Annotated in this window: 15 protein-coding genes and 1 pseudogene; 7 read left to right on the forward strand and 9 right to left on the reverse strand. The window is 46.7% G+C overall.

Annotated elements, in window-relative coordinates:
• Positions 1-152: 152 nt before the first annotated feature.
• Positions 153-2,291 carry a hypothetical protein gene (locus OXH00_22055; GenBank protein ID MCY3743708.1) on the forward strand — a complete coding sequence of 713 codons (2,139 nt, stop codon included), beginning with the start codon at positions 153-155 and terminating at the stop codon, positions 2,289-2,291.
• 36 nt (positions 2,292-2,327) lie between these two features.
• Here the strand turns inward: OXH00_22055 and bioA are convergent, their stop codons facing one another.
• The gene (gene bioA, locus OXH00_22060; GenBank protein ID MCY3743709.1) at positions 2,328-3,677 is read right to left on the reverse strand and encodes an adenosylmethionine--8-amino-7-oxononanoate transaminase; all 1,350 of its coding nucleotides are present in this window, start codon (positions 3,675-3,677) and stop codon (positions 2,328-2,330) included.
• Between the two features lie 1,104 nt (positions 3,678-4,781).
• Positions 4,782-5,018, reverse strand: a pseudogene (locus OXH00_22065) (ferredoxin family protein).
• Positions 5,019-5,139: 121 nt separating this feature from the next.
• Here OXH00_22065 and truD point away from each other — a divergent pair.
• Entirely contained in the window at positions 5,140-6,240 is a 1,101-nt protein-coding gene (gene truD, locus OXH00_22070) for a tRNA pseudouridine(13) synthase TruD (GenBank protein MCY3743710.1), read from the forward strand.
• Between the two features lie 28 nt (positions 6,241-6,268).
• Here truD and OXH00_22075 read toward each other — a convergent pair whose 3' ends face one another.
• Positions 6,269-7,897 carry a PEGA domain-containing protein gene (locus OXH00_22075; GenBank protein MCY3743711.1) on the reverse strand — a complete coding sequence of 543 codons (1,629 nt, stop codon included), beginning with the start codon at positions 7,895-7,897 and terminating at the stop codon, positions 6,269-6,271.
• A 406-nt stretch (positions 7,898-8,303) separates the two neighbouring features.
• Here OXH00_22075 and OXH00_22080 point away from each other — a divergent pair, with 406 nt between their 5' ends.
• From OXH00_22080 to OXH00_22100, 5 genes are all read left to right on the forward strand, one after another.
• Complete coding sequence (locus OXH00_22080; GenBank protein ID MCY3743712.1) at positions 8,304-9,704, forward strand: TolC family protein; 1,401 nt, start codon at positions 8,304-8,306, stop codon at positions 9,702-9,704.
• Positions 9,705-9,706: 2 nt separating this feature from the next.
• Positions 9,707-11,674 carry an HlyD family efflux transporter periplasmic adaptor subunit gene (locus tag OXH00_22085; GenBank protein MCY3743713.1) on the forward strand — a complete coding sequence of 656 codons (1,968 nt, stop codon included), beginning with the start codon at positions 9,707-9,709 and terminating at the stop codon, positions 11,672-11,674.
• Between the two features lie 77 nt (positions 11,675-11,751).
• Positions 11,752-12,456 carry an ABC transporter ATP-binding protein gene (locus OXH00_22090; GenBank protein ID MCY3743714.1) on the forward strand — a complete coding sequence of 235 codons (705 nt, stop codon included), beginning with the start codon at positions 11,752-11,754 and terminating at the stop codon, positions 12,454-12,456.
• A 16-nt stretch (positions 12,457-12,472) separates the two neighbouring features.
• Positions 12,473-14,323 (forward strand): hypothetical protein, encoded by a 1,851-nt coding sequence (locus tag OXH00_22095; GenBank protein ID MCY3743715.1) that lies wholly within the window; start codon positions 12,473-12,475, stop codon positions 14,321-14,323.
• Positions 14,324-14,396: 73 nt separating this feature from the next.
• Positions 14,397-15,365: a beta-ribofuranosylaminobenzene 5'-phosphate synthase gene (locus tag OXH00_22100; GenBank protein ID MCY3743716.1), complete on the forward strand. Its 969-nt coding sequence runs from the start codon at positions 14,397-14,399 to the stop codon at positions 15,363-15,365.
• Positions 15,366-15,419: 54 nt separating this feature from the next.
• On the opposite strand, the gene OXH00_22105 is transcribed toward OXH00_22100, so the two are convergent.
• The 6 genes from OXH00_22105 to OXH00_22130 all read right to left on the reverse strand — a co-directional run bounded on the left by OXH00_22105 (position 15,420) and on the right by OXH00_22130 (position 22,600).
• Positions 15,420-16,034 carry an iron-sulfur cluster assembly accessory protein gene (locus tag OXH00_22105; protein MCY3743717.1) on the reverse strand — a complete coding sequence of 205 codons (615 nt, stop codon included), beginning with the start codon at positions 16,032-16,034 and terminating at the stop codon, positions 15,420-15,422.
• 21 nt (positions 16,035-16,055) lie between these two features.
• Positions 16,056-17,045, reverse strand: coding sequence for a sigma-70 family RNA polymerase sigma factor (locus tag OXH00_22110; GenBank protein ID MCY3743718.1), 990 nt, complete (start codon positions 17,043-17,045; stop codon positions 16,056-16,058).
• A 279-nt stretch (positions 17,046-17,324) separates the two neighbouring features.
• Positions 17,325-17,819: a thiamine pyrophosphate-binding protein gene (locus OXH00_22115; GenBank protein ID MCY3743719.1), complete on the reverse strand. Its 495-nt coding sequence runs from the start codon at positions 17,817-17,819 to the stop codon at positions 17,325-17,327.
• Positions 17,820-18,212: 393 nt separating this feature from the next.
• The gene (acs, locus tag OXH00_22120; protein MCY3743720.1) at positions 18,213-20,156 is read right to left on the reverse strand and encodes an acetate--CoA ligase; all 1,944 of its coding nucleotides are present in this window, start codon (positions 20,154-20,156) and stop codon (positions 18,213-18,215) included.
• 155 nt (positions 20,157-20,311) lie between these two features.
• Positions 20,312-21,799 (reverse strand): tetratricopeptide repeat protein, encoded by a 1,488-nt coding sequence (locus OXH00_22125; protein ID MCY3743721.1) that lies wholly within the window; start codon positions 21,797-21,799, stop codon positions 20,312-20,314.
• Between the two features lie 72 nt (positions 21,800-21,871).
• Complete coding sequence (locus OXH00_22130; GenBank protein MCY3743722.1) at positions 21,872-22,600, reverse strand: type II CAAX endopeptidase family protein; 729 nt, start codon at positions 22,598-22,600, stop codon at positions 21,872-21,874.
• Positions 22,601-22,693: the final 93 nt, after the last annotated feature.

Consider the following 22,693-nt stretch of genomic DNA (forward strand, 5'->3'; position numbering starts at 1 on the left):
TTGCCTGCAATATTTGGTGACGAGGTAGAGATACATAGCTCTTGTCTCTATGCCGGTGAATACAAAATCGTATCTAAAAATCCTTAAAGATTTGGCGACTTGCAATATCACCTCAAGTTTCGCCTAAGCAACCCTATAGGAGGGTATTTTCAATGCGCCGTGTCATCTCCTTTTGGAGTCTTATTTTAACTATTTTGATTTTCGCAGGTGTCGCATCCGCTGTGAAAACTTCGTTGTGGGAACAGCAAAATCACGCCGATTTTGAGTCTGGTAAGCCCAAAGACCTTTCATTGACAAGCACAGGAGACGTTATGTTGTCTCTGAAAATTGATGCTTTTACAAAAATGAAGGAGACCCAGGTCTGGGCACTTGTCGAAGATTCAGCGGGAAACCTCTATGCGGGTACCGGGAACGAAGGGAAAATCTATAAAATTAGTGCTGATGGCGACACCGCTGAACTCTATTATAATTCACCCGAAGTTACCATTTACAGCCTCGCTATCGGACCCGACGATACCCTCTACGCAGGGACAGGCCCCGATGGGTTGATTTACAAAATCACTGATGCTACGACACCGCCTACAACTATCCTCAATGAAGGCGACAAATATGTATGGGCATTGCAGTTTGATGATGCTGGTAATCTTTATGCCGCAACAGGTACCGATGGAAAGATTTACAAAATTACACCAGAAGGTGAATCCAGCGTCCTATTTGATGCCGAAGAAAAAAATATTATGACCCTCCTGCTCCACGAAAACGGTTCCTATGCAGGAAGCGGGGACAACGGCGTTATCTACCATATTATGGGCGATGGCACTGCAAAGGTTATATATCAAGCCAATGAAAAAGAAGTCCGCGCCCTTAAATTGGATAGTAAAGGCAATCTCTACGCTGCAGCCGTTACATCTCAGCCCGCAGAACCATCACGCGGTCGACGCGGCGCAAACGGACCGCCTACACCCAGTGGACCGCCGCCACCCGGTGGAGGACCACCGCAAGAGAATAAATCTAATATCTACAAAATTCGACCAGATGGTACTGCTATATCAATTTGGAATTCGCCGGAGCCACTTATTTTAGCAATCGTGTTAGAAAGCGAATCCCAAATTCTTGTCGGAACAGGGAATGAGGGAAAAATCTACCGCGTCAATCCCATAAGTGGGGATTCTGTTGAAGTCGGTAAATGTTCAGCCGACCAAGTCGTCGCGATACATCAAAAAGAGGTTGATGGAAGCACTAAAACCTTCTTGGCAACTGGCAATCCCGGTAAACTCTTTACGCTTACTACCGATCATGTTGATGAAGGAACGCTTGAGTCGAAAGTTCACGACGCAAAGAGCCTATCCCGCTGGGGGAAACTTTCCTGGGAGGGTGAGACAGAAGAAGGAACCGCGATCGTCTTCTCTACGCGTACCGGTAATACTAAAAAGCCTGATGATACATGGAATGACTGGTCGGAAGAACTCACCACTGCGGAAGGTTCCCAAGTGCCTAATGAAGATGCACAGTACATCCAATGGCGCGCTAAATTCTCAACCACTGACGCAGCGAAAACACCCGTCTTGAAGAAGGTTACCCTTGCTTCTGTGCAGACGAATGTTGAGCCACGATTTACGGGGATTACCGTAGATGATGGCAGCGGCAGCGGCAATCAAGAAACGCGGCGGCGTTCTTCTGGTGGGAACTTACCACCGCCAGGCGCACGCGGCGGAAGTGGGGGATCCAGTGGTGGAGATGATGCCCCTTCTAAAAAATGGAAGATTAGTTGGAAGGTTGAGGACGCAAATGCCGATACGCTCCAGTATACACTCTACTACAAAGCCGTAACTGAAGAGAACTGGCGGCTCCTGAAAAAAGAACTAACCAAAGCCGAATTTGAGTGGGATATCACCACTGTCGCAGATGGACGATATAAGGTGAAAGTTGTCGCTACAGACAAACTGAGCAATCCAGTCGGTTGGGCGAAATCCGCTGACAAGGTGAGTCTGCCGTTTGATGTTGACAATACCCAACCTGCTGTCGGTGAAATTCAAGTTACACCTAATGGCAATGGTACTTACAAAATCGCTTGTGAGGTTACCGATATGGCTACGCCTATCCAGAAAGCCGTCTATAAAATTGATAACGATGAGAACTGGAAGGCTATTTTCCCCGAGGACGGTATCTTCGATTCTAAGAGCGAGCAGCTCCTCTTAGAAACCGGTGAACTTCCCGCAGGCGGGCACGCGATTACCATTCAGGTGACGGATAGAGCACAAAATACGGCAGTTGGGCGTGCTGGTTTCTAACCAAGTTCAGTTCAAGGGCGGGTTCAAACACCCGCCCTATTTTTTTGTGACCCTCTCGATTGAAGTATAAACGATGTCTAATAGGGTGTCTAACGTTGACATCGTGATTTGCAACGGTGGCATTAGGACGATAGTATTCACAAGAGGTCGGAGCATCGCTCCACGTGTGAGAGCCTCTTTGCAAACCCGGATACCTACCTTTTCTTCAAACGGATAAGGGGTGTAGGTATTCGGGTTTTCCATGAGTTCTACACCTGCAGCGAAGCCACATACGCGCACATCGCCGACATGGGGAAGCGCATAGAAATCTTGAAGCCGGTTTCTGAAATGTTCAATGGTAGGTTGAAGTTGAGATAGGAGATTCTCGCGCTCCAAAATAGCGATATTTTCTAATGCTACAGCGCATGCTAACGGGTTACCAGTAAAGGTGTGACCATGAAAAAAGGTCTTAAGGTCTCTATATTCGCCGAGGAAGGTGTCGTAGATGTCATCAGTCGTTAACGTTGCCGCAAGCGGAAGGTAGCCCGCGGCGAGACCTTTTGCCGTACATAAGATGTCGGGCGTAACGTTTTCATGTTCACATGCCCACATTTTGCCAGTGCGTCCGAATCCCGTCATCACTTCATCGACAATGAGAAGCACTTGCCACCGCTTTGCCAATACCGCAAGTTCTTTCAAAAACCCTTTCGGAGCGATTAGCATACCGCCCGCACCCTGAATTAGCGGTTCCAAAATGATACCCGCAACCTGCCCTGCATTTTCAGAGAGCGCATCTTCTACCGCATTAAGCCAACGCGTTTTCACCGCAGAGTCTGCATCGCGAGAAGGACGATAGATTTCAGGAGCGGACACACGGACACCTTTGAAAAGGAGCGGATCAAAGGTGGTATGGAAACTCTTAATGCCACCAACACTCATAGCACCTACTGTGTCACCGTGGTAAGCATTATCGAAATGGATAAACAGTTTCCGTTGCGCTTCTCCGTTATGTTGCCAGTACTGATACGCCATCTTCAAGGCGATTTCCACAGCCGTTGAACCGTTATCGGAGTAAAACACCTTGTTGAGTCCGGCGGGTGTGATTTCCACCAGTTTTTGTGCCAGTTGAATCGCAGGGATATTGCTGTACCCAAGCAGCGTCGTGTGTGCAATTTTGTCCAGCTGCCTTTTGAGTGCCGTGTTCAATTCAGGGTGATTGTGACCGTGGACATTCGTCCACATAGAAGCCGTGCCGTCAATATACCGATTTCCGGCGATATCAATGAGATAGCATCCCTCGCCACGTTCGATGATGACGACATCCTCTGTCAGCCAATCTTGCATCTGCGTGAATGGATGCCAGAGGTAACGCTTATCCCACGCAACAAGCGTCTTTTTATCCAACATGCAGCTTACCTATCATGCTTAACTGGACATTAATGATGACACAACGGTCAAAACTTACCCTTTAAGTTTCGCATAATGGACGGGTGGTTCCAATTCCAGTTGATCATAGGTGCCTGTTTTCGGTACGATAATTTCAAGCACCCTGTTCCGATAATCTGTATGGAAATCCTCGGGTTGCCCTTCAATAGGGAAGATACTTGTAAAACCGTTGGGGAAAGAACTTGTCCGTCCGACAACATTTTCAAACCGAGGGTCTTCCATTTGTCCGGTTTTAGGGTTCACCGGCAGCTGCGTCTGAACCGTCACAGTCGTTTCGGATGCCGGTGTAGTATCTATAGGACATGGCGAACTTAGACAAACTTCATAGTCATAGTGTGGCATTCTATCAGGGAGATCGAATGTTTGTTTCGCCGCAGAATTCGGAACCCATCGCGGGAACTCGATCTCAATGCGGTAATAATCTGCCATTTCTGAGACCTGATTGATCATTCCGTAACGACGGTACCGTTCCTTTATATCATCTGCGTAAATTACGCCGTCTACATCTACTGCACCAGGGACTGTTGTCCGTTGTGTCGGAGGGGTTGTAACCAGAGCAGAACGCGCACCGATAAGCAGCGGTGTCGCAACGAGTGACATTATCCAACCGTAGAATGCTGCACCGTAACGCGGTTGTTCCTCTGTTGAACTGAACTCGCCTTTAAACCGGTAGATACCTTCGGTGATCGCGATAACTATCCCAAGAAAGATCATCAAGTTGCCTCTACTTGAGAAAAGGTCAACCGCTTGTCCGCTGAACCCGATGAAAAAAAGGATAAGGGGATAGAGCGTTATGTTAATGAGGCTATTAATACCTGTAGATACAGCGGCACTAAAGACACGCGGGTTTCCTGCCATTTCTTCAAGCTGCGTTTTAAACTTTGCTGAGAACGCGCCGAGAATGGGTTGTCCGAGCATCGCTAACACATTGAACGGCGCACGGAGCCTTGTATCGGGTACTTCTGGTATTTGTGCAAATTCTTCTGGAATCCCTTGTTGTTTTCCTTGTTTAGTTTTTCCTGCTTCGTCGTCTCCGGTGCCCGCGGTTTCTGGTTTAACGAAAGTCTCAAAAAATTTGCGGTTTATTTCAATATACGATGCCCACTTGGCGGGGACATCACTTTCAATAGAGATCGCCTCGACCGGACACGCAGGTTCACATGCTGCGCAGTCAATACACACATCTGGATCAATGTAGAGTTGTTTTTCACCTTCACTGGTATGTATACAGTCCACAGGACAGACATCAACGCATGCGGTGTCCATTACGTCAACGCACGGTTCAAAAATTACGTAAGCCATCCTTCCCCTCCTTTTTGTGGATGATTCACTGTTAAGTATACCACAATTACGCGCCAATAGCAAGCAAATATTCCTGTTTTCTCGGTTTGACAAATAGGCGGATCGTGCCTATAATAACGTGATGACTCAGACCTATGAGGAAGATCGGATGTTTAAAGAACCTGAAGATTTTATCGTTGAAGAACTACCGCTTTATGAACCCTCCGGAGCAGGGACACATACCTATTTCGCGGTTCGGAAACGGAATCTTAGCACGTTGGAAGCTATTAACCGAATCGCACGGGAACTACAAGTGCCTACGCGAGATTTCGGGTATGCTGGTTTAAAGGATAAGAACGCAGTCACAACACAAATATTGTCTGTCGAAGGTGTAGCACCGGAACGGGTTTTGAAGATTGAGCAGTCGGATATTGAAGTCTTATCGGCAGAAAGGCACACGCATAAATTGCGAGTCGGACATCTTCGCGGTAACCGCTTTGAACTAACGCTACGCGATATGCCTCACAATACACTGCCTTCGATCAAAGCATCAATGAAGCGATTGGTAACTGAAGGTGTACCGAATCGATTTGGGACGCAGCGATTTGGGAATAAAAACGATTCACATCTAATCGGCAAAGCACTGGTGAAAGCAGAGTGGGAGACGATCCTGCATTATATGCTCACAGAGGACGCACTGCAAGTGGACAGTGTCGCGCGCCGGATGCAACAGGAATTAGCACGGAAGCCTGTCAAAAAAGTGATAACTTCTATTCCGCATCGGTTGCGCAAGTTATATCTATCGGCGTACCAAGCGCACCTCTTTAACAGCATTTTAGAAAAACGGATGCCGCATTTAGGAAAACTCCGTGCGGGCGACATTGCTGTGAAACATAGCAACGGCGCACCCTTTCTCGTTGGAGACCCGACGGCGGAACAACCGCGAGCAGATGCTCTTGAGATTAGTCCTTCCGGACCGATCTTCGGATACAAAATGCGGATGCCGACTGGCGATGTACTTGATATGGAGATAGCGAGCCTTGCAGATGAAGGTGTTCGCCTTGAAAAGTTTCGTAAGGTCGTAGGGATTCGGTTACCGGGGACGCGTAGACCTTTACGGATGCCGATACAACTGCATGAGGCATCTGCTGTTGATGGCGGTGTCGGAATACGCCTCCGTTTCACGCTTCCCGCCGGTGGATATGCGACGGTGGTGGTGGAAGAACTCTTGGCAAAGATATAGTCTTCTAAGGTGTTTAGCTTTTGGGATTTCAGCCTTCTTGTGGTGTTTGTCTCGATTTCCGGTATCTATAAAACGTCCATGCACCGGATGCAAGGAGGACTACCAACAGTACAATAAGACCGATATTGAGAAGATAGCGACCACGATTGAACTCCCACAACCGTTGATTTGCCAATTCGGCGGCAGGGGTCCCCTTTTCTGCTTTCGTTTTTACCTCTTCCCAATACTTTTTCGCGAGGATAGGCTGATCAAGCTGCTCTGCAAGTTTCGCTGTAACCACGAGATAAGCCACATCTTGAACATCTTGCTTCTCTAACGCATCTGCAAAGGAACTGAGAAGTAAAACCGTTAAATCTGCCGACATTTGCGGGAAATCTGTCGTGCGCTCAATCCCGTTCTGGAAAGCGGTGACAGCCCCTTGATGGTTACCTCGGTCAAATTCAATTTGTGCGATCTCAAACCAACTTCTCTTAATAAGTTGGATCGATTGGTCTATATCGCTATAACCCTCAAATGTGAAAGTTGCCGAACCGTAATTCTGGGTACCCTGTTTCGCATAGAGCGCGTAAGTTTCACCGATTGTTAATAGGTCTGAATCTTTCCATGCATCAAAGCGAAAAATTCCATCTGCTGCTACAGTCTGTTGATATGCTGTTCTATTTATCCAAATCAGCGTATCGGCAGCCGACGCACCCGCGACACCTTTAACGCTACCGTGAACAGCGATAGGATCAAGTACCCAACCGATGTGGACGGACTCTCCAAGGACTAACTCCAATGCCGCAGTCTTGGATGGTGGCGTGATATACCCGACCTTCTTTACGGATATTGTGGAAGTGCCTTGCTGTAGATTTTCAGTGATAAGTTTCGGTGTATTTCCAACTTCTGCAGCGTTGATGAAAATTTGTGCACCATCGGGAAGTGATGTGACCTTAAGCGCAGGACTCAGTTTGAGCAGTGCCGCTTCGACATTGCCTGTTGGCGCGAGAATTCCATCAAGGAACTCAGAATGTGTTCGTAATAGATCATAAGTTTCAAAGACGCTCAGCTGCCGATTATCGTCCAAATCCGTTGTGTCCGTGGCGAGTGCATCGTAAAGTTTCTCAAGAAGCGAAGTATTTTCTGCTTTCTCTACCGGCTGAATCACGTTTAGCGCAGCGGTGCCGAGCGTCTCGCGATTGCCATAGTAGGCACTTAAATTCGTTTCCTCGGTGTAACCATCAACAATAACAACGGTACTTTCTCTATTACTCTCTCCAAACCAGCCATTGAGAGTGGAATCTTGGATGCCATCTTCGTCTTCTTGAATTCTCAGCTGCATCGTGTGCGCGTTCGGCTTAGAAACCATCCCATGGTATAGAAAAATCAGCGTGTCTTGTGGTTGTGTCTGCTGCCCAATTTCTTGGAGTAGCGCGTAAATCTCATCAGATGTGGCGCTATCACCTTCAATATGATAAATCTGCTCACTCGGAACTTTACCGCGTGTTGTTAAAAGTTCAGTCAGAGAATTCATACGTTCGTGTGCCATTGCCTCTGGCGTTGCGTCTACAAGCAGCCAGTATGTGCCAGAATCAATTGAGAACGCTGATACTGCTACAATGGAGGCGAGTACAATACAGATAAAAATGGAAGTAAAAACGGTATTCACTTTTGGCATACTGCTATCCGAGAATTAGGGTTAAAACCTTTTAACAAAATAGTTTAGCAAAAAACCGCAATAATTGCAAGAAAATGAACTTGTAGCGGTGTCAAAATGTCTAAACTTTTAATGAAGCATTGCGTCAAAATACATAAGCAAGGTATTTTATTGCTGCTTTCAAATCAAAACATGCACTTAAAAATTAAGAGATGATCTCGTATATGTGTATAAGGCATGCTCGGAAGTTAGTGCTTGCGCTTGGCGAAATTGAAGAGAGTCGCATTGACGCTATAATCTATATAATAATACGATCTTGGAGAAGTTAATCGTTTCTCAAACAAATGTAAGAACGTGTTGAACCGGCACACGGTGTATGCTTGGCAGCATGCCGATAAGCGTCGGAATGGACAAGGAGATGTTGTTAATGATTCATGGGAAAATAAAGTTAACTGTTTTATCAAAACTTGCAGTGTTACAAGGGACGCTGCGTGCCGGTTTCCAAAAAGTGCCTTTGAAAACCATTCTTATACTTCAGTTCGCAGTCGTTTTTTGTATCGGTGCACAAGAACCTGTCGGCGAAGTTGACTTATCACAGCCTTTAACGCTTGAACAATGTATCCAAATGGGTTTGGAAAGATCGACGAGTATGCGAAATGCACGCTTGAATCTCGCTATACAAGAACTTCGGGTAAAAAATGCGCGTGCTCGGTATTTTCCGCAAATTTTTTCAAATGGGAACTACGATTTTTCTGATCGTGTTGACTTCGGGTTTGAACCTGAAAACTACAATTTAGGGCTGCGTGGGCAATATACACTTTGGGATAACGGACAACGAGAGGGAAGTTTCGCACAGGCGAAAGAGAGTCTAACCGCTACTGTCAGCCGGAATGAACGGACTAAGCAGGACTTAATTCTTGACATTACGGTGGCTTACTACGATGTTCTTAAAAGACAGGAACTCGTCAAAGTCAGTGAACAGGTTTTAGCGAGATCACAGGAAAACACACAACGGATACGGGATTTCGTAGAGGCAGGCACCTTGATTCCTGCCGATGTCGCGACTGCCGAGCTTCGTGAAGCCAATGATGAATTATCACTGTTTAACAATCGCACCTCACTCCAAATTGCCCAAGCGACGCTGCCCCGGCTCCTCGGATTGGACCCTGGCGTTCTACTTACCGTTTCTGTTGACGAATCCTATCAACTCTACCAAGAACGGGGTACAATTGAGCGGGTAGAGATACCGGTTGAGGAAGCCATCCAGATAGCCCTTAGCACGCGTCCGGAGTTTCAAGAGAGACAGGCACAAATAAAATCTCAGCAATGGAGCCTTACTTTGGCAAAGTTGCAACGCTGGCCCCGCCTAAACGCGGATGTTGATTACAACGTCAACCTTGATGATTACCTCCGTGAGCGTGAGAATTTCTCTGATTTCCGAAGTTGGAGTGCAGGCGTGTCCCTGAACTTCACACTTTTTGATGGCGGCATCTTAGGAAACCGAGTCAAAGAGCTAGGGATGCAGTTAGAGCAGACACGTGAAAATGCAAGCGACTTGGAGCGGAGCGTCGCGCTCGCTGTCAGGCAAGCCTATCTCACGCTCCAGCGTAGTGAAATTGCCGTTGATATCTCGAAAAAGCAGGTTACCAATGCCCAACTAAGTTTAGATGTCATTCAAGGGCGTTTTGACGTGGGTAAGGCTATTTTGCTTGAATTACTTGATGCCCAAACGAGTTATGCACAAGCATTGACAAATGAAGTTAATGCGTTCTATGATTACAAAATCGCTCAAACTCGCCTGCAGGATGCAATGGGAGTCTTACAGTAAACATGAAGAATCGTAAAAGGTGGATTATCACAGGGGGAGTTGCCGTAGTTGTTATTGCTCTCGGAGCCATCGGTGCTACCCGTATGAACTTTAGTTTCGGTCAAAAAAAGAAAGAAACCGAGGTAAAACAGGAAATCGTCCGACGCGGCGAATTCCTTGTGCGCGTACGTGAATCGGGGAACTTACGCTCCTTTATTGAGGTGGATGTCCGGTCAAACGTTGAGGGTGAGATCGTTGAAATCCTCGTTGAGGAGGGCGCAAAAGTTGAGATGGACCAACCCCTGCTTCGCATTGATGAAAAGCAAATTCTGGAGCAGAAGAAGCAGGCGGAGGCGAACCTTAATGCCCGAAAAGCAGAACTCGAGCGCGCGCAGCTTCATATTGAGATTACTGAGAAACAGCAAGAAAGTAATCTCGCACAAGCGCAAAATTCTGTCATTAAGGCACAAGCGACTTTGGATTCGTTTGTCGCAAACACACAGCAACGGATAACCGAGGCTGAAACGCTCGTCGCAACCACAAAGAACTCTCTTGATCAAGATAATATAGCCTTGAAGCAGGCAGAAATTGCATTAGGGCAAGCAAAACTCACCCTTGAACGCTCACAGGAAAATGTTAAATCAGCAAAAATCTCCTTTGAAACAGCAGAAGCAGAGCATCAACGTAACAAGGAACTCTATGATAAAAAACTCGTCTCAAAAAAGGCATTGGAAGATTCTCAGCGACAACTTATAGTTGCTAAGTCTCAGTACGATTCTGCCCAGAAAGAGGTCGAATCACAAAAAGAGACTATAAAATCTCAAGATGAGAACCTCAACGCACGGAAGACAGCGATAGAAAGCAGGAAATCAACACTCCAACTCAATGAAAAGAACGTTGAAACGCTTAAAGATTCGCTCAAAGCACAGCGTAAGCAGTACGAAGCGGAATTTGAGGACGCAGAGACCCGACTCCAACAGATACTAGAGACAACAGAAGAACAAAAGGAGTTGACAATACATTCAAAGGTGAGTGCGGAGGCGAGCCTCCTCCAAGCCGAGAGCCAACTTAAATCTCAGCAAGAACGCTACGACTGGACAACTGTCACTGCACCTATGGCAGGAACGATTACACAACTCATCGTTGAAGAAGGTGAAATTATCACGTCAGGGCGTTCAGCGTTTTCACGCGGTGAAGCGATCATGCGTATCGCTGACCTTGACCAGATGATTGTGAGAACCCAAATCAACCAGGTGGAGATCGGGAAAATAGAAGAAGGACAACGTGCCGAAATCACCGTTGATAGTTATCCCGGTCGTATTTTTCCGGGTAGGGTGAGCGAGATTTCGCCGAGCGCGACGCGGCGCGGTCCCCAAAATCAGAGTTCCGTTATCACTTTTGAGGTAGATGTAGAGGTCACCGGCTCACCTGCTGAATTACTGCCCGGTATGTCTGCTGATGTTGATATCATTGTGTTTGAAGAATCGGATGTGCTTCAACTACCGATCCCTGCTGTGCTAAGTCCGGAAATTTTTACCGTAAAAGCCAACATTAATTCGGCAGATCTTGGGCAATTTCAGGAAGGTCAGAAACTTAAAATTCGGAATCTTATCGGAAAGGAATTCGCTGGACAGGTCGGGACAATTGACACGGAAAAGGCGCGTGGCAACCTTGAAATTTTATTGGAAGGCGATCAGAAGGGGTTGCGCAAAGGACCAATAGAGATCAGCGTTGTTATTTCTGATCAAAACGTCCTCCCCGATATAGAAGCCGAGGTGAGTAGTGAGCGGCAGTACTTTGTCAAGTTAGATACCGGTGAATCCAGCAAGAACAAACAGGAAAAAGGCGTTAAAACTCATATTACAATCGGGCAGCGCAACAACACACACTTTCAAATCACGGGTGGTTTGAAGGAAGGCGATCGCGTTTTTGTGCCTTCTATGAAAGAATTAACAGAGGGACAAAAAGATGACGGAGACGGCGAAGAATAACAGATGCCGTATTGTTAGCATAGATGTGCTGAATTTTATTTTTTATTTTCATCAAATATAAGCAAGGAGTAAACACTATGTTAATAGATGTACGAAATTTAACAAAAATCTACCAGATGGGCGATGTACAGGTACATGCACTCCGAGGTGTGAGCTTCACCATAACACAAGGCGAATTCCTCGCTATTATGGGACCCTCTGGTTCCGGTAAATCAACCATGATGGATATATTGGGGTGTCTCGCAACGCCTACATCAGGTGATTACTTCCTTGAAGGGGAAGAGGTCGGCAAACTTTCCGATAATCGTCTCGCGGACATTCGCAATAAGAAGATCGGTTTTGTTTTTCAATCATTTAACCTGCTACCACGGACCAGCGCACTCAACAATGTTGAATTGCCACTGATTTACTCGGGTTTGGGTAGAAAGGAACGCAAACGACGCGCATTTGAGTCCTTGGAAGCTGTCGGTTTAGCTGATCGCGTGGATCATAAGTCGACCGAGTTATCGGGCGGGCAAATTCAACGCGTCGCAATCGCGCGGGCTTTAGTCAATAAACCCTCAATGATTTTTGCCGATGAACCGACAGGAAACTTGGACACGCGCTCCGGTGAAGAAATTATGGCGATCTTCAACAGGTTGAACGATGAAGGAAATACCATCATCATGGTGACACATGAGGCTGAAGTCGCTGAACACGCAAAACGGGTACTCCATATCCGAGACGGGTTAATTGAACGAGATGTCAGGCAGAATGGATATGAGGAAACTGCTGCTGATTGATAAGTGGAGAAATTACGTGAAAAAGATTTATCTGTTTGTTCTTGCGATCTTCTGTCTTACTGCCTATCATGCCCAAGCACAGATTAAGTGGGATGCTGAGAAATTCATGCCGCTTTCTGAAATAAAGCTCGGTATGAAGGGCAAAGGTTACACTGTGTTCTCTGGGACAACGGTTGAGGAATTCGATTTTGAGGTAGTGAGTATCTACTACAACCGCTTCCCCGGTTTACATATTGTATGGGCAAAGGGAATCAGCGATAACTTTAAAAGAACGGGGTCTGCTGGTGGAATGAGTGGTAGTCCTATGTATATTGATGGTAGACTCATCGGAGCACTCTCGCGAAGTTATCGCAATCAGCGTGAACATGCAAACCTCTTCGGCATAACACCCATTGAGTTTATGATAAAGGTTACCGAATACGGTATGCAGCCCAATTTAAGTTATCAAGGTACCCAGCTGTTTAATTTTGGCACGCAAACGGTGGCAGAAAACATTGATGCCACCACACTTCTCTTTTCTAAGGGGAGTAGCAAGTATACGCGTCAATCTTTCGATAGTCTTCAAATGGATTACTTTTCGGAGCAACTCCCACTACCGGTTGCTATGTCCGGGGTTAATTCTGAAACCATGCGGTTCTATAAACCGCTTTTTGACAAATTTAATCTGATGCCGCTTGAGTCGCCAGGCGGTGGCAGCCAGGTAAAAAAGTCGCCTGTTGAACAAGGGCAGATAGTCGGTGTCGCTTACGCGAGGGGGGATTATACCGCTTTTGGCTATGGAACGATTACTTATATTGATGGAGCAGAACTCCTTGCTTACGGGCACTCAAGGGATGGTGAGGGTAATGTCAACCTTCCAATTTCTGGTGGATATGTACACTTTATCATGCCGGGCCGCTTCAGATCTTCCAAAGTAGCCTCTGCAACGCAAATCATTGGGACCTTAGTACAAGACCGCCAACCAGCTATCGCTGGCATTATTGGTAAGCATCCGTCCTACATTCCAGTGACACTCAATATGGAAACTGCCGATGGCGGACTACATCATCGGTCTTATGAGGTAATTCGGCACCGTAGTTTTTCGCCTGTCTATGTTGAGGCTGGCGCAGCGTCTCTCGTTCGAGCGTTGGAGTTCGCTGCAGCCGACCATACGCTTACTGTCGGCACAACGATTACCTTGAAACCACAGCCAGGTCTCCTTGCTCGTGAAATCGTTTATAAAAATGTCTATTCCTCTGGCGGATCACCTATATATGGTGTTATGAGTGTACTGAGGACTCCACTATTACAGTTAAGCAATAATTCCTATACACCGGTTGAGTTTGAAAAAATAGAGCTTAACTTAAAATTGGTGGATAAACGACGAAGTGCACGCATTGACGGGATTCAGGTTGATAAACAACGCTATCGTCCCGGGGAAACAGTTGAAGTCATAATGACTTTGCGACCCTACCTTGAGAGTCCAATAACGCTAATGGGGACAATTACGATTCCTAATGATGCCCCTGATGGTCTTATTACCCTGTTGGCAATGAACGCAACTGCAGACGCACAGTGGCAGCGTTCACGTGCACCGCTTAACTTTCGTCCCAAAAATATCAATCAACTTGTTAAAGTTCTACAGCAGCATGAAAGCAATACAGATATTATCTTTGAACTCTTTCTTAGCCAACCAGGGTTGACGATTCAAGGTGAAGAATTCTCCAATTTGCCAACCTCGGTAATGTCTGTGATGAACTCAGCAAAGCAGATAGGCGAAAGTGGGTATACACGAAGCACTACGTTGCACCGCGATCGGCTGTCAACCAAATACGTTATCTTTGGTAGCGGCGCGCTTGAACTCGTTGTTGATAGAAATGCCCCTTAAAAACAGACACCTCATTTTACTAATTTTACAACTATAAACCACTGCCACAAGCCAAACTCAGCCCGGCACAACTATGAACCACGTCAAAATTACGACCCCGTCCCGTTTACACTTTTCCCTGCTTGATTTGAACGGCGCATTGGGACGGGTTGATGGTGGGTTCGGGCTTGCGATTGCAGAACCCAATTTCCAAATTATCGCTGAAATGGCAACGAATATTGATGTCGCGACCTCTGTGTACCGTGAACGCGCCATCACTGTTCTCCAACGCCTCCAACAAATCTATCCCTTCCCCGGTATTAAGTTAACATTTGAGTCTGAAATCCCGATGCATTGCGGATTCGGATCTGGCACTCAACTCGCACTTGGGATCGCGCAGGCTGTCAATGTGTTGTATCAATTCGGGTTGGGTGTGCAAGAACTCGCGCAGGCTGTCGGGCGCGGTGGGACTTCAGGTATTGGGGTCGCAGCGTTTGATACCGGCGGGTTCATCGTGGATGGTGGACACCGTTTTCCTGAAGAAAAGGCTTCGTTCCTCCCTTCCTCTGCTGTTGGTGATATTCAACCACCACCGATCTTACTCCGTTATTCATTTCCAGAATTGCCATTGCTAATCGTGATGCCGAATTGTTCGAGAATTTATGGCGATACAGAGGTGGAACTGTTTCGGACGTTGTGTCCACAACCAGAATGGGTTGCCCAGAAACTTTCACACATCTTACTGCTCCAGATACTTCCTGCCCTAATTGAAGGTGATATGTCCAACTTTGGCAAAGCCTTAAACAATATTCAGACGTTTGGGTGGAAGAAAGTCGAAATTGAAGCACAAGGTTCTGAACTTCAATTAACACTCGACTACTTGCGCGACAACGGCGCATTCGGGGCGGCGGTGAGTAGTTGGGGACCAGCGATTTGCGTGATAGCGGAGGATATTGATAGACTAAAACTGGAGACCGAAGCATTCCTGAAAACACTACCGGATGGCGGAACCTGCTTTATTACGCGGGCGAACAACCTTGGGGCGCGCGTTGTGTCAGGTTAAAAACAAAAACGGGCGGATGTTCTTATCCGCCCATCTATGTTATCTGGGTTATCGTTATCCTTTGCTTGGGGAATAATACGGGTTGTCCCCAGCAGCGTGATCAGTTGTATCAATCACGTGCTTAATTTCAGGAAAGACTTCCTGAATCATCGCTTCAATGCCGTGTTTGAGCGTGACATTTGCCATGCCACACCCTTGGCACCCGCCACCCATGTGGATATAGATAGAATCCGCTTCAACGTTCAGAAGCTCTATTTGTCCACCGTGGGCGGCAACAGCCGGGTTAATCCGTTCATCGATGAGTTCCTGAATCTGTTGTGCCTTCGGATTATCCCAAGTAGGCGTGTTAGGGTTTTCGATGTTGAACCCACTTGAATTCAGGTCGTCGACATAGTCAATGACAGCACCTTGAAGGTCCGGCGCGCTTTCGGCATCGACGAGTACATTAAAATTCTCACATTCAACAACAAGGTCATCCGCTTGTGCTTCGGTCGCTAAACCGAGGCTGTATTGGAATGCCGTAGCAGTTCTGCCTTGGATGCTAATACGTAGACCTTCAACTTCAACTTCTTCGGCTTCTATCACTGCGTGAATCTTCTCTTGCGCGGCTTCTGTCACCGTAAGCAAAGGGGTTTCATTTCCCGTGAGCTTCTTCAAGAAATTCTTCATAGTTGCCTTCCGTGAGTAGTGTTATGCAGCAGTTTTCCCTGCCCAAGCCTGATCTGACTGGAATTCTCCCATTTCGTCATACAACACGCGCAATCGTTTAATTGCCTCAATCTCCAGTTGGCGCACCCGCTCCCGGGTAACTTCCAAGGCAACGCCAATTTCGCGGAGCGTCTTACGTTCTCCATCTTCGAGTCCAAAACGCATCCTCAGGACTTTCTGTTCTCGGTCCGGTAGTCTCTTAAGAAATTGGGCGATCAGATCTTCGTTAATCATTTCTGCAATAGGACCTTCTTCGCCGCTGGTCGCGGGGTCCTCAATTAAATCACCTAATGTTGCGGCGGAGCGTTCATCGCTAAGTTGTAAATCCATTGAAATCGCATCAGCGTTAAACGTCAAAATTTCCTCAACCTGCCTGAGCGACAGGTCTAATGCTTCGGCTATTTCGTCGCGTCGAGGTTCACGTTGCAGTTCTTGGCATAGTGTCGCGTAGACAGCGTCAAACTTATTCATCTTCGCGACTACATAGGACGGGAGTCGAATTGAGCGAGAAAAATTATCAAGCGTACGCATAATTGCCTGTTTAATCCACCAGATCGCATACGTACTGAATTTAAAACCCTTCCTATAATCAAATTTACTCGCTGCTTTAATCAGTCCAATATTTCCTTCTTGAATCAGATCTTCGAGTGGGACATTGTGTCCTTGGTATCTCACAGCGATTGAAATGACGAGCCGTAAGTTTGCTTGTACAAGTTGATCTCTTGCTTGCTCCGCATCCGCATTATAACCACTCTCTGTTTCACCAGCTTCAATTCGCTTCGCTAACTCAACCTCTTCTTCGCGGGTTAGCAGGCGGTGACCTGCTACGCTTCGAAGCCAACTCGTTAGTGCGCTCTGATCGCTCCCCTTATAACTCTCTGGAGGGTCTGCTTCATCTGCTGGATATGTCGCATCCATATAAGGATCAACACTTTCAATACTTGTCGTTTCACCGAGAAATTCGGCTTCCATCGTTCTCCTCTCCTTTTATGAGGCTTGATAAAATAATACAAATGTTAATGATACACTATGTTAAAACGTTTTGTCAAGTAAAATGTTTAAAAAAAAGTGAAATTTCCCCTAAAAATCGGTATAACAAGGCATTTTAACGTAATTTCAGAGAAAAAACAACATAAAAGTATAGGGGCACCGCTGTTTCCCTCAAGCGTATGCGCACAGCAACTCCACTTATTCGGAACGTATACCATTGATTCTGGGGAAGTGCTGAATGGGGGCTATTAGCACAATACCTTAAATGGCGTGTCCAATCAGGAGAACCGCTGCTGGCAATGAGGTCGCTTCTGTTGTTTCAAATGCCCTGCTGATACATGAAATCTCATTGTCTGTTTCTAACAGCTCGTAAGGTAGGTGCCATGCTTTCAGGGTCGGTTCCAGAAAATTTGCTACAGAGTCAACCCATTGTCCATCTGCGTCCCGATTGTGAAATCCACGATAGCCGATGAATACGACGACTGGTACCCGCATGTTGAACACCGTGCCGCGGATGGCATCGCCGGATTCCAGAAAACCTGTATTTTGGATAATTATCACCGGTTTTTTACCGCCCACGTACAAGCCAGAGGCAAGAGCGAATGCCTCTCCTTCACGGGTTACCGTAATAACTTCAATGCCGGGTTCGGTCCGTAAAAGCTCATAAATTCGGGCACTGCCATTGTCTGGAACACCTACGGCGTGTGTGATGCCTTGTTTTTTTAGTTCATTTACAATCTTCTGTGCTGATGCCAATGTGTACCCCTACTTCTTGAAAATTTAATGCACAATGAATTACTTGACTTAAAAACCGAACTGCTTCGGGGAGTAGTTATCAGTTTTTAGAGCCGTCAGCTATCAATTAACCCAAGTTGCTACTGATAGATGTTGGTGTTTTTGCTTGGGTATTTCTGCGTATTTCCAAAGCGTTTTCCAAGTCCTTTCTTCACCCCGTATGAAGATTAAGAATTTAATCGGGTAATTCTAAGACGTGTGATTAACAGGCAGATCGGTTCGTAGTAGTGCGATTCATCGCACGTCGCAGTGCCTGAATTACCCAATTTATTTGTTAAACCTCATTAGGGGTGGTATATCTATAGAAACTGTAGCTGCTACACAAACCCTCTTAACTGACGACTGATAACTATTCTACTGTCTCCCTTCAACCAATGCGTCAACAACCGTTGGGTCGGCAAGCGTTGAAGTATCACCGAGATCAGAGATGTCGCCTTCCGCGATTTTGCGGAGAATGCGCCGCATAATCTTGCCGGATCTTGTCTTTGGCAGCGCAGGCGTAAACTGAATCTTATCGGGTGTGGCGATCGGTCCGATATGTTGTCTAACTGCTTGTTTGATGCCTGTTTCTACATCGTCAGATGCGGATTCACCTGTCATGAGGGTTACATACGCGTAGATACCTTGTCCCTTAATGTCGTGTGGGTAACCGACGACCGCTGCCTCTGCCACCGCAGCGTGTTGACCGATTGCGCCTTCAACCTCTGCTGTCCCTAAACGGTGTCCAGAAACGTTCAGGACATCGTCCACGCGACCCGTAATCCAGTAGTAACCATCTTCATCGCGTAGCACGCCATCGCCCGTCATATAGTAGCCGGGGAACCTACTAAAATAGACATCAACAAAACGTTCGTGGTCGCCGTAAACGGTGCGCATGATACCGGGCCACGCTGTTTTAATACACAGATAACCTGTCGCTGGGTTGCCTTCAACCTCGTTTCCTTCTTCATCTAATATCACCGGTTCAATCCCAAAGAACGGGAACGTTGCCGAACCCGGTTTCAACGGCGTTGCAGCGGGCAGGGGTGTCATCAGAATACCACCGGTCTCGGTTTGCCACCATGTATCCACAATCGGGCACCGTTCCGCGCCGACGATATTGTAATACCACAGCCATTCCGGTTCTTTAATCGGTTCACCCACCGTACCGAGTAACCTGAGTGTGGATCTATCATACTTCTCGACCCATGTATCGCCTTCCTTCATCAACGCTCGCAGTGCTGTCGGAGCGGTGTAGAAAATATTAATCTGATGCTTTTCGACGACTTGCCAAAAACGTCCGAAGTCCGGATAGTTCGGTACACCTTCAAACATGATGCTAATCGCACGGTTTGCAAGGGGACCGTAGATAATGTAAGAATGTCCCGTAATCCAACCGATGTCGGCGGTACACCAGTAGACATCGCCTTCGTGATAATCGAAGACTTGTTGATGCGTGTAAGATGTATAAACGAGATAGCCGCCTGTTGTATGTAAAACACCTTTCGGTTTTCCTGTTGAACCGGAGGTATATAGGATAAAGAGCGGATCTTCAGCGTTCATCACTGTAGGTTCGCATTCTGCGTCGGCATCTGCCATCGCTGCATGCCACCAGATATCGCGCGAGGCATCAAAATCCACTGCGTCGCCGGTGCGTTCCACGACGACAACTTTCTCAATAGACGGGCATTCCGCTACGGCTGCATCTGCATTCGCCTTCATCGGAATATCGCTACGCGGACCCCGCATTGCCGTGTCTTGCGTGATGAGCATTTTACATGCTGAGTCGTTGATCCTATCTCGGAGAGATTCCGCTGAAAATGCGCCGAAAACGATGGAGTGGACAGCGCCGATCCGCGCACACGCCAACATCGCAATCGCCAACTCTGGTACCATCTGTAGATAGATACAGACGCGATCCCCTTTTTCAACGCCTTGTGACTTCAGGACATTAGCAAACTTTTTAACCTCGGCGAGAAGCGCATTGAAACTAAACGTCTTATCTTCAGACGGGTCATTTCCCTCCCAGATAATCGCGGTTGCATCACCGTGGCCTGCTTCTACATGTCGGTCAAGGCAGTTATAACAAGCGTTCAGTATCCCACCTTCAAACCATTTAATCTCACCGTCAACAAAGTCATAATCGCGAACCGTATCCCATTTCTGATACCACGTCAACCGTTCCGCAACCGTTGCCCAGAATGCTTCCGGGTCTTGTATTGATTCAGCATATTGTGTCTGATACGCTTCTAAACTGTTGACATGTGCGTTATCAATCGGGTATGCAGTTTCCACCGGTGAAAAAACATTATTAGCCATTTTATATTTTCATCTCCTCTACAAATCAATCTCCAGTTCTCAAAATGCCTCTACAAGTTGTATAGGATATATTCTATAGGAAAACGGTGAGCATGTCAACTGCAATTAGAGAATATTTTTATAAGAACGTAAGTTTCAGAAAAATATAGGCGTGTTTATTTTTTGGCAGCTCTCTCTAATTCCTTAGCCTTCTCAAAGTCCTTTTTCGCAGCCTCATGCTGTCCGAGTAATTTTCTGGCATCCCCACGGTTATAATAGGCAAGGACATGCGCGGAATTAAGGTTGATAGCTTCGGTGTAATCGTCAATTGCTGCTCGATAGTGCAGTACGGCTTCCGCCCTATTCCCTTTATCCGCCTCAGATTTTCCGCGAAGATACTTCACCCGTCCGCGATTGTGGTATCCTTTGTCATACTTTGGGGTTAACCCTATGGCTACGGTGTAATCTTTAATCGCTGCTTCATATAAAGCGTAGTCACGTTTTCCATTCGCACGATTATAATAAGCAGCGGTATATTTCGGGTTAAATTTGATTGCGTGGGTATAGTCATCTATAGCACCGGCAGAGTCACCGATCTTAGATTTCGCGAACCCACGCTTAAAGTAGGCGCGGGCATACGCAGGGTTGAGTTGAATCGCTCTGTTGAATTCTGTTATCGCTGTGTCGTAATCCGCAGCATTAGATCTATTTTGCCCTTTCTTGAAGTAAACATAGGCACGGATCCGTTTTCGCTGCCGCCACTCCACCAACGGTTCCGTTCGTTCCGACACAGCGAGTAACCCCTTGAGTATATTTGATGGAATCTCGAAACTGTAGGAGTTGTCACTCCTTGCATGCACGCCAATAACTTGATTTTTACTGTTTAGCACAGGCCCGCCACTGCTTCCCGAAGAAGAATCGGCTGTTGTCACAAGCAAATTACCTCCATCCTTGGTACTGTGTATAGTGCCTGCCATAACCTTGTATTTTCTGCCAGGATACCCGACAGCAATAATAGACTCGCCGATTTCGACTGTATCGCTGTTTTCAAGCGGCAGTGGTGGCCCCTCACCGCTTATTTTTAGAATAACAAGATCGTTTTCCACATCAAACATAGTAACCGTTTCGACGCGCCAAATTACCTCCCTATCAGTTAACTTGACGAAAACGGGACCAGGACTGGCAACCACATGGATATTCGTTGCAATCTTGTCTATGTCCACAAAGAAGCCACTACCATAAAAAAAGCCACTTAAGGTTCCATTCCAACGCATCACTCGCACCGTGGACGCTCTCCCTTCTTCAGATGCTAAGTCCGTTGTTGATGCATCAGCATCCGCTGACTTTTTCAGTTTGATGGATTTATCATAGTCGGCTACACCGGCGTGATAAAGGTCTCGGGCTTTCTCCACATTCCCACGCGCGAATTCGGCATCCGCAAGTTTACACCTCGCTTTTGCCCGATCTTTATAAGCGGATGCATCCTCAGGATTCATTGTGATTGCGTCCGTATAATCCTCTACTGCACCCGTATAGTCGCCATCATTATGCTTCGCGAGACCGCTCTTAAAGGAGTTGTCGGTACTTTGCTGTGGTACCCGCGCACATGAGAGCAGCATCACAAAAGCCAATAAACTCATCAAAAATTTTCTGCTTTGTTTCATACGAAGACTCCTTTTCATCTTATAGACGTGGATCCCGACCACATATCTACAGAACAAGGCTGGAATACCTCTTTAAAGACGTGAAAAAGCAACAGCCACCACATCCATCGTCATCGCGACGAGCCAATGGATTGCTGCGCCATAGATAAATGAACGCGTTTCAAACGCTAACACACCCAGCAATACACCCGCGATAATTGAACCGAGTGCCTCTGGCAACGGCTTGGAATAGTGCATCACCGCAAACGGAATCGTCTGAATCAAGATGCTATAGTTTCCGAATTTCCGTTCCAATCCGAAAAGCATAAACCCACGGAAGAAGAATTCCCACGAAAACATATAAACACCGTACGCGAGTTGGTACAGTAAGAACGTCTGCCAACTATTCGCGACAACCTTGCAAAGCGGATACTTTGCGACGAAAGGTGGATATACGATGACTGCAAGGATAACCACGGGGATCATCAAAATCCATGCTGCTCCTGTCACACTCCATCCGAGTTTCTGATTTCCGAGCTGGATCCCATAGGCACTCAGTTTTTCCCGTGTTCCGAATTTCGCAACAAGAATTGGGATGAGTAGCAATGTGAATGCTGTCATCAAAAACCAGTAATAATACGGGTAACTTTCTGCGAGAGGTCCGCTTCCGAAGTATTCTGCGAAGTGGCGGTTGAAAAAACTCCGTCGGGTGTAGAACCTATGCAGCGTTAACAGCAGCGCAGAGGCGAGCAAGATAACAGTCGCTTGTCGCTCCCAACCACGTAGATACTTTTCTTTTACAGTTTGGATATGGGAAATCATCTTGAATTCCTGCCGGTTTTGCGGTATTATACCGTGACCTGCCAAAAATAGCAATAGACAGGTTTTGAGGATATCGCGGCTACAAGGTTAAAA

Source organism: Candidatus Poribacteria bacterium (assembly GCA_026706025.1).
Lineage (GTDB): Bacteria > Poribacteria > WGA-4E > WGA-4E > WGA-3G > WGA-3G.